Here is a 12,101-nt window from a genome sequence, read left to right as displayed (position 1 = left end):
TGCCATGCGTGCCTGGAGTACACCCCCCCAGCATGCCTTGATCTTCTTGCTTGACTTTCACTTAACCTATTGGTTAAATGAACCCATGCCATCCTCTACCGACCCGCTGACCGCCATCTTTGCCGCACTGGCCGATCCCACTCGCCGCGCCATCCTTGCGCGCCTGGCCGAAGGGGAGGCGCCGGTGAGCGAGCTGGCGCGGCCGTTCGACATGTCGGCTCCGGCAATCTCCAAGCACCTGCGTGTGCTGGCGGATGCCGGGCTGATCGAGCGGGAGGTCAGCGCCCGCTGGCGCATCTGCCATCTGCGCGCGCACGCGCTGCGTGACGCGCATGACTGGCTGGGCACCTAATGACCCAAGCTGCTACCTTCCATCTGGAAATGGACCGCTTTATCCGCGCTCCGCGCGAGAAAGTGTTCGACGCATTCACCAGCCAGGCGGCGCTGTCCGAGTGGCATTGCCCGCGTGGCATGCAGGTGCTGGAGGCCAGCGCGGATGCGCGGGTCGGCGGCAAGTACCGCATCGTGATGGGCGGGCGCGATGGTGCCAGGCACATCGTGGGCGGCGAGTATCAGGCGATCGACCGGGCGGATTTCCTCGCTTATACCTGGGCCTGGGAAGCCGGCTCGATGCCGCAGGAGATCAAGACGCTGATCGAGGTCACGCTGACGGCCAAGGATGGCGGCACCCACCTGCACATGCGCCACAGCGGCTTTCCCGAGGCCGGCCTGCGCGATTCGCACATGGGTGGCTGGCAATCGGTGTTCAATCGCCTCAGCGATTTCCTGGACCCCGAGGGCAGCGCCGGCTCCGTCACCGTGATCGGTGACCCGCGCAGCAGCTACTGCCGCACGGTGCGCATGGCGCTGGAGGAGAAGGGCGTGGCCTACAAGCTGCAGCCCGTGCCGCCGCATTCGCCGGAGGTGCTTGCGCATAGCCCGTTCGGCCGCATTCCGGTGCTCACCGATGGCCCGATTTCCTTCTATGAGACCCGCGCGATCCTGGCCTATATCGAGGAAGCCTTCGAGGGGCCGAGCCTGCTCCCGCGACAACCCGGCCCCAGTGGCCATGCGCGCTGCGAGCAGTGGATCAGCCTGATCAGCTGCCATGCCTACGATGCCATGGTGCGTCGCTACGTACTGCAGTACATCTTCCCCAAGGGCGAAAACGGCCAGCCCGAGCGCGCCGTGATCGATGCCGCGCTGCCGGAGATAGCCACGCAGCTAGGCGCGTTCGACGAAGCCTACGGCAATCGCGATTACCTGGTCGGTACGGCGATGTCGATGGCGGACCTGTTCCTCGCGCCAATCCTGACCTACGTCGGCATGTTTCCCGAAGGCGCCGCCTTGCTGGAGAAGTACCCCAACGTGCGGCGCGCGCAGGCGGTGATGCGCGAGCGGCCAAGCTTTGCCGCAACGCAGCCGCAGATGGGCTGACGCCACCGCATAGCCGCTACGCAGCGGGCAGGAGCACCGCCACCGCTTCCACCTCCACCTTCAGGCCAAAGTGCAGCGCGCCGGTCGGCACCACGGCCCTTGCCGGGCGCGCACTGCCTGCCCACGCCGCGTAGATGGCATTGAATGCCGGCCAGTGTTCAATGCCGTGTAGACCATTGGCCACAGTCGCATGGCTGTAATGCCCGCCCGGCACGGATAGCCCGGCGGGGCTGACCGCCTTTACCACGGGGCTTGGTTGGTTACCATCCATGGAACCGGCTCCAGGTAGCGAGCTCGCCGTCTTGCGCGAGCGCTTGATATTCGGGGAACTGCGCGCCAGTCGCGCACGCATGATTGGGCAGGATGCGCAGCACGGTGCCGATGGGAAAGCGCGCCGCGATGTCTGGCTCAGGCGTGCCTTCCCGCGACAGGATGCCATGTTCCTGGTTGGCGCCGCTGAGCACGTAGCCCGCAAGCACGGTGCCGTCGATGGCGCAGACCTGTCCATAGCCAAAATCGCGCTTCTGCTTTTGCGTGCCGCGGTCCCGGCTCATGGCCATCCAGCCCGCATCGACGATGGCCCAGCCCTTGTCCGCCTGGTGCCCGATCACGGTGGTCAGCACGCTCAGCGCCACGTCCTGCGTCGCGCACACGCCCACGTTGCGCATCACCAGGTCGAAGAACACATAGACGCCCGCGCGCACCTCGGTCACGCCTTCCAGGCTCGTTGCGGATAGCGCCGTGGGGGTCGATCCCACGCTGACCACCGCGCATGGCAGCCCGGCCGCGCGCAGCCGTTCGGCCGCCCGGACACAGCCGGCCCGCTCCTGCTCCGCCATCGCCGCCAGGGCTTCGGGTGCATCGAGGTCGTAGCTGGAGCCGGCGTGCGTCATCACGCCGCCCAGCCGCGCGCCGCCTGCGTGCAGCACGCGAGCCACGTCGATCAGCGCGGCCTCGTCCGGGCGGATGCCGGAGCGGTGGCCATCCGTGTCGATCTCGATCCAGACCTCGAAGGCCTCGTCATGCGCGGCGCCATACGCGACGATGGCCTCGGCGCTTGCCACGCTATCCGTGACGATCTTCAGGTCGCAGCCCTGGCGGCGCAGCGCCAGGGCCTGGGGCAGCTTGGTCGAGACCATGCCCACGCCGTAGAGAATGTCCGTGATGCCATCGGCAAAGAAATGCGCAGCTTCCTTCAGGGTGGAAACGGTGATGCCGCGCGCGCCGGCATCGATCTGCGCCTGCACGACCGGCGAGCATTTGCTGGTCTTGGCATGCGGGCGGAACTGCACGCCGAGTGCGGCCATGCGCGCCTGCATGCGCTGGATGTTGTGTTGCATGCGGGGGAGGTCGATTACCGCTGCCGGTGTTTCGAGGCGCGCGAGCGGGTGGGTGGCGGTATGCATAGCGTCCTTGATAGTGATCAGTCAGTCCAGGGGCAGGCCTTTGGCCTTCAGCGCGGGCACGTCGTCGCGCAGCCAGGGCAGCGCCGGCTCCAGCGTGGCGAACTCCGCAGCGGGCGCCGGTGCACCGGCGGGCAGCGCCAGGCCGACCCGGTTATGCCAATAGGTGCGCAGCCCGACGGCCGAGGTGCCGAACATGTCGTAGCCCGAGCCGGCGACAAACGCGGCATCCGCCGCTTGCACGCCGAGTTGCTTCAGCGCGAGCTGGTAGGGGCGCGGATCCGGCTTGTAGAAGCCGGCTGCCTCGGAGGTGACCACCACATCCCAGTCGATCTCGAGCAAGTCCGCGGCGCGCCGCCCCAGCCGCTCGGAGCAGTTCGTGACCACCGCCAGGCGGCAATGCGGACGCAGGGCTTGCAGCAGCTCTCGGGCACCGTCCCACGCGGGGAGGTTGTCCCAGCCTGCGTCGAGCGCCTGCGGCGCGCTGGCGGGCAGGCCCACATGGCTGGCCGCCTCGCGCACCAGTTGCGCATAGGGGACGTAGGCGCCGCAACCGTAGGTGCGTTTCAGGTACTCGGCGCGCCAGGCCCGGCCTTGCGCCTCCGAGCCGGCGGCAGCGTTCCATACCGTCCAGGAATCCAGCAGCGCGGTGAGCAGGTCGAACAGGACGGCACGGGGCCAGGCAGGGGCGGGCGATTGGTCGAGGGTTTCCATACGTTCCTTTGATGTGGGAGGAGTAGCGGAACAGCAGAACAGCAGGCCCTCAGTGTAGGAAGGAGTACACGGTCCGTGGTTAAATACTGGAACATCAATCGTTAAGCTGAAGTTAATGATCCAGATCGAAGACCTGAGGCTGGTCGAGGCGCTGGCGCAGGCCCCGTCCCTGAGCGCGGCCGCCCGCGCGCTCAATGTGACGCCGCCAGCGCTGTCCATGCGCCTGCGCAAGCTGGAGGCCACGCTGGGCCTGGCGCTGGCAACCCGCACCGCGCGGCGCCTGAGCCTTACGCCGGAAGGCGAGCGTTTTGCGCAGGAGGGCGCGGCGCTGCTGGCGCAACTGGAGGCCCTGCCCGAGTCATTCCGGCGGGAAGACCGCCGCCTGACGGGCACGCTGCGCGTCGCCGCCCCCTTCGGCTATGGCCGGCACCACGTGGCGCCGGTGCTCGCGCGCTTTGCACAGCGCCATCCCGGCCTGCGCCTGCAACTCGATCTGCGGGAGGCGCCCTGGCCCGACAAGCATGACTCGGACGCGGTGGTGCACATCGGCGCCGTGCGGGACTCATCCTGGATCGCCCGCGTGCTCGCGCCCAATGAACGGTGGCTGTGCGCAAGCCCGGCCTACCTGCGCACCCACGGCACGCCGGATGACCCGCGCGATTTGCTTGAACACGCTTGCATCTGCATTCGCGAGAACGACGAGGACGTGACGCTGTGGCGTTTCCGGCGGCCCGGTGCGGGCGCCGCACGGCGGCCATCGGCCCGCGAGACGCTGCGTGTTGTCCCGGCCTTTACGACCAACGATGGCAGCGTGGCGCGCCAGTGGGCGGAGCAGGGGCTTGGCCTGGTGCTGCGCTCCGAGTGGGATACGGCGGATGCGGTGGAGCGCGGCACGCTGGTCCGGGTGCTGGCTGGCTGTGAGTTCGACAGCGCGCCGGTGACGCTGCTGGTGCCCACGCGGCGGGGCCGCACGGCGCGGGTACAGGCGTTGATGCAGTTCTTCGAAGAGGCATTGGGCAAGCCGGGGCCGCCGCCACCGCGCTAAAACGCTTCCGTGATCCGGGCCTACCGCGCCGGGTTTGCGCAGTACCCGGCGATGGCTTCCCGCGTGAGCGCAAAGCCTCACCAGGTCGCTGCTGCAAGGTGAAGGGCATTGCCATGCCTTGAACAGGTCAGGATAGCGAAGAAGCCCTTCAAACAGGGCGGGCAGCAGAAAATCTCAGGATCGGGATCCGATGGGCTGCGCCCGGGCGCCACCTCAAGGCGCCGCCTGCGGCGTGACAATGCTGAAGTACCCGTCAAAGCTGTCCAGCATGCCAAACAGCGACGCCACCGCCTGCGGGTTGCCGTCGATGCGGATGCTGCCATCGCGGATCGCCTCGGGCAGCGTCAGCTGCTTCAGGCTGATGCGATCGAGCGTGGCCTTGTCCAGCGTGATGGTTGCCGTGGGCTGTGGGGATTGCGAATCGGCCAGGTAGGTCAGGGCGCTGTTGCGCAGCGTCATGGCGTAGCGCTCTTGCCGGTCGGTGAAGATCCAGTTCAGCGTCATGGCCTTGCCCGCAGCCTTGTCGGCATTCAGGCGCACCGCCAGGTAGTCGAAGAAATGCGGCACGGTCAGCGCGCGTACCAGGTCGGCCGATGTGGTGCCGCCGGGCGCACTGCGCTTGACACCGTTGCGCAGTTCCTGCGCCCCGCTCAGGTAGGCGTTGCGCCAGGTGGCATTTTCGGCCTGGTAGCCAAGCTGCTCCAGCGCGTCGGCCTGCAACGCGCGGGCCGCGGCGTTGGCGGGGTCGGCGAAGACCAGCTCGTTGCCGATCTGCGCCACCCAGCGGTATTCGCCGCGCGCGTAGGCTTCGCGCGCCTTGGCCAGCACGGCATCCGGCCCGCCCATCCATTCGATCGTCTTTTGGGCGCTCTGCACCGGCGGCAACGGGTTCAGGTGGGCGGGGTTGCCGTCGTAGAAGCCCAGGTAGCGTTGGTACACGGCGCGCACGTTGTGGCTGATCGAGCCGTAGTAGTCGCGCGCATACCATTTGCTGGCCAGCGGCTCGGGCAGCTTGCGCAGCGTGTCGGCGATGTCCATGGGCGTGAGGCCATGGTTCATCAGGCGCAGCGTCTGGTCGTTCAGGTAGGCGTACATGTCGCGCTGGTCCGACAGGAACTCGTTGATGCGCGCCTTGCCCCAGGTGGGCCAGTGGTGCTGGGCGATCAGGATGTCGCTGCGCTCGCCGTAGCGGGCCAGCGCCTGGCCGATATAGAACGACCACGCCTTGGCATCGCGCACCTGCGCGCCGCGGATGGTCAGGATGTTGTGCTGCGTGCGGGCAGCGTTCTCCGCGATGCACAGCGTGCGCAGCTGCGGGAAGTAGAGGTTCATCTCGGCCGGCGCCTCGGTGCCGGGCGTGAGCTGGAACTCGATGTCGATGCCGTCGACGCGGCGGGTGTCGATGGTCTTGCCGATGAGATCGGTGGGCGCAAGCAGCGTGACCGTGCCGCGCGAGGTGGCCTTGCCCAGCCCGCGTCGACCTGGCCGGTCGCGCTGCGGGGCAGGCTGGTGCCGTACATGTACTGCGCGCGCCGGCTCATGGCGTTACCCGCCAGCACGTTCTCGCTGATGGCTTCCTCCATGAAGCCCGCCGGTGCGATCACGGCCACCTTGCCCGCCTTGACGTCGGCCTCGCTGACGATGCCCTTGGCGCCGCCGAAGTGATCGACGTGGCTGTGCGTGTAGATCACGGCGACCACCGGCTTGCGCGGCCGGTGCGCGTAGTACAGCTCCAGCGCGGCATGCGCGGTCTCGGCCACGATCAGCGGGTCCATCACGATGATGCCGGTGTCGCCCTCGATGATGTTCATGTTCGATAGGTCGGCCCCGCGCACCTGGTAGAGGCGGTCGGTGACCTTGAACAGGCCCGCTTCATTGTTGAGTTGCGCGAGGCGCCACAGGCTCGGGTTGACCGTGGCCGGCGCGGCGTCGGCGCGCTCGAAGGCGTAGGCATTGAAGTCCCACGCCACGCGGCCTTGCGCGCCGCGGATGGTGCCCTCGGGGAAGCGCGCCACCAGCCCGCGCCGCGCATCCTCGAAATCCTGACGGTCACTGAAGGGCAGCGCCTGGAGCCACGCCGCATTGGCCTGCGTAGTGGCGGGCGAGGCGGGCGAGGCGGGAGAGGCGGGCGAGGCGGGCGAGGCCGGCGCGCTGGCGGTCTGGGCCTGGGCTGTCGACAACTGGAAGGCGGCGAGCGCCAGGATAACGGGAAGGGTACGGCGACGGGACATGGGCGATGCTCGCTGACACGAAGAGGACGCCTATTGAAGTCCACCGCCACCTATAATTCAATTGCAAGTTTTTTATTCCAGCAATGCATGGGGCGTATACCTTGAACCTGAAACGGCTGGAACACCTGATCGCGGTGGCGGAAGAGGGCTCGCTGGCGGGGGCCGCCCGCCGCGTGCACCTGAGCCAGCCCGCGCTGACCCGCAGCATCCAGGCGCTGGAAGGCGAGGCCGGCATGCCCCTGTTCGATCGCGGCCCGCGCGGCGTGGCGCTGACCGCGGCCGGGCGCATGGTGGCGGAGCGGGCCCGGCGGATCCTGTTCGAGACCCGCTGCCTGGCGCGCGACCTCACGCTGGTGCAGCAGCATGAGATTGGCAGCGTGCAGATGGGGTTGGGGCCGTTTCCGGCGGCCATCCTGCTGCCCGAGGTGCTGCGCGCCCTCAACCGGGACTGGCCGAAGCTGCGGGTGAAGGCCGAGGTCAACAGCGCCCCGGCGCTGCTCGCCGCCCTGCATGCGGAGACGCTGGATTTCCTGGTTGCCGAGCGCCGTACCATGCCAGGGGCGGCCGAGCCGGAATTCCGGAGCCTGCGGCCCGAGCCATCGGGCTGGTTCGCGCGCCCGGGCCATCCTCTTGCGGGCGGGCGAGTCACGCCGGCGCAATTGCGCGAGGCTACCCTGGTGTCCGTGCCCTTGCCGGACCATGGCCACGACCAGTTGCGCAGGCTGCTCGGCTGCCGGCCGGGCGAGAGCCTGCCGTTTCAGGTGCAGAGCAATGATTTTCATGCGCTCAGGCATCTGGCGTGCCAATCCGATGTGGTGCTGCTGGCGCCCGCGCGGGCGCTCAAGGCGGAGTTGGAGAGCGGCGCGCTGGTGGCGCTGGCGCTGGCAGGCACGGTCTCCATGGCAATGGACTTTGTCGTCGTGCACCTGGCGCAGCGCACGTTGTCGCCGGCGGCGGAAAGGGCGGTGGCAGCGGTGCTGGCCGCCGCCTGACCCCCTGCGCCAGCGTCAACGAAAAGCCAACTAAATGTAACTTTGTTTGCGCGGATGTAACTTTCTCTTAACATACTGGGCGAGCGCGAGGCGCAGCCAGGCGCGGAGCCCGCCTAGCCGCCCGCCGAACCCACGGCGATGCCCCATTGCCCGGTGGGTTTGTCGACGATGTGAAGTCAAAGGAAAAGCAAGGTATGAGGCGTTTCGAATTCCGCAGCGACAGCTCCAGCAAATTCTGGGAAGTGGAACAGGACGACGCGCAGCTCAACCTGCGCTGGGGCAAGATCGGCACCCACGGCCAGAGCCAGAGCAAGCCGTTTGCCGATGCCGCCAAGGCGGCCGCGGCAATGACCAAGCTGATCGCCGAGAAAACGGGCAAGGGCTATGTGGAGGCGCAGGTAGCGGCCGGCGCCAGCATCGGGGCCACGGCGCAGCCGGCTCCGGCTGCCGCCGTGATTGCCCAGGATGCCGCCCCGGCCTCGCCGCCCCAGGCACAACCCCCGGAACCTGCCGCGCCACCGCCCGCTGCCGCCATGGCGCCAGCCACGCGTGGCGACACGCCGCCCTGGCTGGAGCAGGGCGCCGCCGTGCTGATGCCGGAATCGCTCAAGGACCTGGCCCTCCCCAGCCGGCGCTACCCCGGCGACGCGCCCGCCGAGCCACTGGACCCGATGCGGGCCTGGCTGCGCGTGCGCGAATCCCTGCTCAAGCACTTGCAGCCGGACATCGACGCCAGCGCCGCCCATTGGCAGGCCGCTTATGCCGAGGCATGGCAGCGCGTGGAAAGCCGCCGCATGGAGGGCTCGTCCGCATCTGATGCGGTGCTGATGACAATCCTCGTCAAGCTGTCTTCCCAGCATTACCGCGACGACGTGGAGCTGGGCGCCAATGGCATGGCCTTCATGGCGGGCCGGCTCGGCCTGGAAGGCGCGGTGGATGCCTTGCTGAGCGCGCAGACCATGGGCACTGAGCTGGGCTGGGTGCGCGATACGCGCAAGCGCCGCCTGAGCCTGAACGACAACGTCGACAGCGCGCACGGCACCGGCTACGCGGGCATCCACAGCGATGCCGAGTGGGCGCTGCGCGCCCTGCTGGCGCGCGCCGAGCCTGCGCAGTGGCAAGCCTGCGCGGACAAGATCCGTGTGGCCCTGCCGCTGCTGCCGCCGTCGCGCCAGCCGGCCATGGCCATGCTGCTGCCCGACCTGCCCGAGCTCAGCAACGAGACCGCGCAGCGCCTGCAAGGGCCGCAGGCGCCGGCGTCGCTGCACTGGCTGCAGATGACCGTGACCGATCCCGCGGCGCTTGCGCTCGCGCAGCGGCAGAAGGTGGAGGGCTGGGGGGCTGGGGCAGCAATTTCTGGGGCGTGGGGACCATGGTGGCCACCGTGCTGCGCGAGCGCGGTGCCGACGCGTTGCCAATCCTGGCGCCAGGCGCGGCCATCGAAGAGGCGGCCGAAGGCTTGGCGGCCATCGGCCTGCCCGAGGCCGTCGCCGCGCTGGCGCGGGTGGCTACCAACGGCAAGCCCGCCATGGCGCGCTTCCAGCAGGCCACCGGCCGCTGGCCGTTGGCGGCGCTTGGGGCCTTGCCCGGCCTGGCGCTTGCCGCTGGCAAGGATGCCAGCCTGTACACGGCCAGCCTGGCCGCGCTGCTGCAGGCCCATGCCGCCGAGGCCGAGCGCGTGCTGCCGTGGCTGAGCCCGGCCGAGGGCGACCTGGTGCGGCAACTGCAGGCCAGGCTGGCGCAGCCTGCCGAGGCGGCCGCCGTCGAAGACCTGCCCACGGTGCTGGCCGCTCCGCCCTGGCTTGGCAAGAAGCGCATTGCCGCCGCCGGCCCGCTCACGCTGGCGCCGCTGGACCTTCCCGCGGTCGAGCGCTGGGCCGAGGGCAAGCGCGAGGAATGGGCGTCGATGAGCGACTGGCAGGTGCGCCGCTACGACCAGGCCAAGGCACGAGACGTGCAACTGCTGGCGAGCGACCTGGGATTCGGCAACTCGCGCGGCAAGCAATCCGGCGTTCTCGAGCAGGCCATGCTGGCGATTCGCCAGCGCGATGCGCAGGCGCTGATCGCCGCGTGGCAGGCCCTGCGCAAGATCACCAACTGGTGCTCGCTCGACGCCATGATGGCCGCCTTGCTGCCGGAGGAGCTGGCGTTGCCACTGTTCAATACGGTGGCCGGCGAGAGCTCGGTCAACAACGACAGCTATATGGCGGCCAGGTTCGGCCTGCGGGTCCTGCCCGGCGTGCTGGGCACGGTGCGCCGCGCGCCCACCGAGGGGCTGCCGCTGGCGATGCCGTTTGGCGCGGTCGAGCTGGCGGCGCCGGCGGCGCGCGCGCTGGCCAGGCTCAAGTCGCTGCGCGAAATGGGCCGGGCCTGGCTGCTGCGCCATCCCGAGCATGCCGCCGCCGGCCTGATCCCGGCGGCCGTCGGCCGCATCGGCGAGGCGCGCGACAACGCGGCCACGGCGCTGCGCATGCTGGCCGGCGAGGGGCACGAGGCGCTGGTGATGGAAGTGGCGCAGCGCTACGCCCAGCGCGACGCGGACCCGGCCATCGCCGCCGCCGTGCGCGGGGTGCTGGACGAGGACCCGCTGCAGCGTTTCCCGGCCAAGCTGCCCAAGCTGCCCGAGTTCTACCAGCCCGGCAGCTTCCGCCGCCCGGTGCTCGCCACCGGCTTGGGCGCCGGCAAGCCGCTGCCGGATTCGGCCTTGCAGCACCTGGGCAGCATGCTGGCGTTTCCCTCGGCGGAGGGTCGCTATCCTGGCCTGGACATGGTCAAGGCAGCCTGTACGCCGGAGTCGCTGGCTGACTTCGCCTGGGACAATTTCTCGGCGTGGCTGCTGGTCAACGCGCCTGCCAAGGAGAGCTGGGCGCTGAGCGCGCTGGGCGTGCTTGGCAACGACGACACCGCGCGCCGGCTCACCCCGTATATCCGCGCCTGGCCCGGCGAGGCTGCGCATGCGCGCGCCGTGGCCGGGCTCGATGTGCTCGCCATGGTCGGCAGCGACGTGGCGCTGATGCACCTCAACGGCATTGCGCAGAAGGTCAAGTTCAAGGGCCTGCAGGACCGTGCCCGCGAGAAAATCGACGAAGTGGCCGAGGCGCGCGGGCTCTCGCTCGAAGAACTCGAAGACCGCCTCGCTCCTGACCTTGGGCTGGACGCGCATGGCACGTTGCTGCTGGATTTCGGGCCGCGCCAGTTCCGCGTGGGCTTCGACGAAGCCCTCAAGCCTTTCGTGCGCGACACCGACGGCGCACGCCTGGCCGACCTGCCAAAGCCCAAGAAAACCGACGACGCCGCGTTGTCCAAGGAAGCCGTGGAGCGCTTCAAGGCGCTCAAGAAAGACGCCCGCACCATCGCCAGCCAGCAGGTGCTGCGCCTGGAGCTGGCCATGTGCGCGCGCCGGCGCTGGAGCGCCGCGGTGTTCGAGCCTTTCCTGGCGCAGCATCCGCTGGTGCGCCACCTGGTGCAGCGGCTGGCGTGGGGCGTGTACCGCGTGGCGGACGGCGGCGATAGCGGCGGCGAGCTGCTGGCGTGCTTTCGCGTGGCCGAGGACGGCAGCTACACGACGGCCGGCGACGATGCCTACGCGCTGCCGCAAGGCGAGGCCATTCGCGTGGGCATTCCCCACGCGCTGGAATTGCCGGCCGACGATGCAGCCGCCTTCGGCCAGCTGTTTGCCGACTACGAACTGCTGCAGCCTTTCGCGCAGATCGGCCGCGACACCTACGCGCTGACCGAGGCCGAGCGGCAGGCCATCGACCTGGATCGCTGGAAGGGCGTGGTGATTCCCACCGGCAAGCTGTTCGGCCTGGCCAATCGCGGCTGGCGGCGCGGCGCGGCGCAGGACGGCGGTGGCATCTGGTACTACACCAAGCAGGTCGAGGGCGGACGGGCCATCGAGCTGACGTTCGATCCCGGCATGATCGTGGGCATGCCCGACGAATATCCGGAGCAGACCTTGCAAAGCTTGCAGTTCGGCGTGGATGCGCACGGCTGGGGCATCGCCCGCAACGGCGGCAAGCAGTTCGCCGGGCTCGGCCCGATTGCCGCCAGCGAGCTGATCCGCGACATGGAGAGCCTGCGCGCATGAACGCTCGCGTCCACGCATCCCTTATCTTGCGGCCCCCTATCGCGCTGCCCCCGCTGGCGCCGCTGACCGCACCGATCGCACCGATGGAGAGCCACCATGGTTGACAAGACAAGCCCCCAGCTCCAGCCGCCCGCCCGCCGAGCTGGCTGTACGCGGACGAACTGGCGCGCCTGGCCGCTACCGACAATG

8 protein-coding genes and 2 pseudogenes are annotated in these 12,101 nt (G+C 69.1%); 6 read left to right on the top strand and 4 right to left on the bottom strand.

Annotation, left to right across the window (positions count from 1 at the left end):
- Window positions 1–85: 85 nt before the first annotated feature.
- A pseudogene (locus OR16_RS13110) lies at window positions 86–349 on the top strand (ArsR/SmtB family transcription factor); the annotation flags it as partial.
- Between the two features lie 2 nt (window positions 350–351).
- Window positions 352–1,437 (top strand): SRPBCC domain-containing protein, encoded by a 1,086-nt coding sequence (locus OR16_RS13105; RefSeq protein ID WP_006158439.1) that lies wholly within the window; start codon window positions 352–354, stop codon window positions 1,435–1,437.
- A 16-nt stretch (window positions 1,438–1,453) separates the two neighbouring features.
- Here the strand turns inward: OR16_RS13105 and OR16_RS40415 are convergent, their stop codons facing one another.
- Genes OR16_RS40415 through OR16_RS13090 form a run of 3 tightly spaced genes read right to left on the bottom strand, consistent with a single transcriptional unit; the run spans window position 1,454 to window position 3,554 of the window.
- Complete coding sequence (locus OR16_RS40415; RefSeq protein WP_006158438.1) at window positions 1,454–1,708, bottom strand: RidA family protein; 255 nt, start codon at window positions 1,706–1,708, stop codon at window positions 1,454–1,456.
- Window positions 1,698–2,843, bottom strand: a complete 1,146-nt coding sequence (locus tag OR16_RS13095; RefSeq protein ID WP_006158437.1) for a DSD1 family PLP-dependent enzyme — start codon at window positions 2,841–2,843, stop codon at window positions 1,698–1,700. Before OR16_RS13095 ends, OR16_RS40415 begins: the two co-directional genes overlap by 11 nt.
- A gap of 21 nt (window positions 2,844–2,864) precedes the next feature.
- A complete protein-coding gene (locus OR16_RS13090; protein ID WP_006158436.1) occupies window positions 2,865–3,554 on the bottom strand; it encodes an HAD family hydrolase in 690 nt (229 codons plus the stop codon).
- 115 nt (window positions 3,555–3,669) lie between these two features.
- Here OR16_RS13090 and OR16_RS13085 point away from each other — a divergent pair, with 115 nt between their 5' ends.
- Window positions 3,670–4,599 (top strand): LysR family transcriptional regulator, encoded by a 930-nt coding sequence (locus tag OR16_RS13085; RefSeq protein ID WP_006158435.1) that lies wholly within the window; start codon window positions 3,670–3,672, stop codon window positions 4,597–4,599.
- Between the two features lie 213 nt (window positions 4,600–4,812).
- Here OR16_RS13085 and OR16_RS48225 read toward each other — a convergent pair.
- A pseudogene (locus OR16_RS48225) lies at window positions 4,813–6,830 on the bottom strand (alkyl/aryl-sulfatase).
- Between the two features lie 101 nt (window positions 6,831–6,931).
- Here OR16_RS48225 and OR16_RS13075 point away from each other — a divergent pair.
- The 3 genes from OR16_RS13075 to OR16_RS47710 all read left to right on the top strand — a co-directional run bounded on the left by OR16_RS13075 (window position 6,932) and on the right by OR16_RS47710 (window position 11,912).
- Window positions 6,932–7,822, top strand: coding sequence for a LysR family transcriptional regulator (locus OR16_RS13075; RefSeq protein WP_006158432.1), 891 nt, complete (start codon window positions 6,932–6,934; stop codon window positions 7,820–7,822).
- A gap of 194 nt (window positions 7,823–8,016) precedes the next feature.
- Window positions 8,017–9,516, top strand: a complete 1,500-nt coding sequence (locus OR16_RS45680) for a WGR domain-containing protein (protein ID WP_006158431.1) — start codon at window positions 8,017–8,019, stop codon at window positions 9,514–9,516.
- A gap of 212 nt (window positions 9,517–9,728) precedes the next feature.
- The gene (locus tag OR16_RS47710) at window positions 9,729–11,912 is read left to right on the top strand and encodes a DUF4132 domain-containing protein (protein ID WP_337459837.1); all 2,184 of its coding nucleotides are present in this window, start codon (window positions 9,729–9,731) and stop codon (window positions 11,910–11,912) included.
- Window positions 11,913–12,101 lie beyond the last annotated feature (189 nt).

The organism is Cupriavidus basilensis OR16 (assembly GCF_000243095.1).
Lineage (GTDB): Bacteria > Pseudomonadota > Gammaproteobacteria > Burkholderiales > Burkholderiaceae > Cupriavidus > Cupriavidus basilensis_D.
This window is presented reverse-complemented; position numbering and strand designations above follow the sequence as displayed.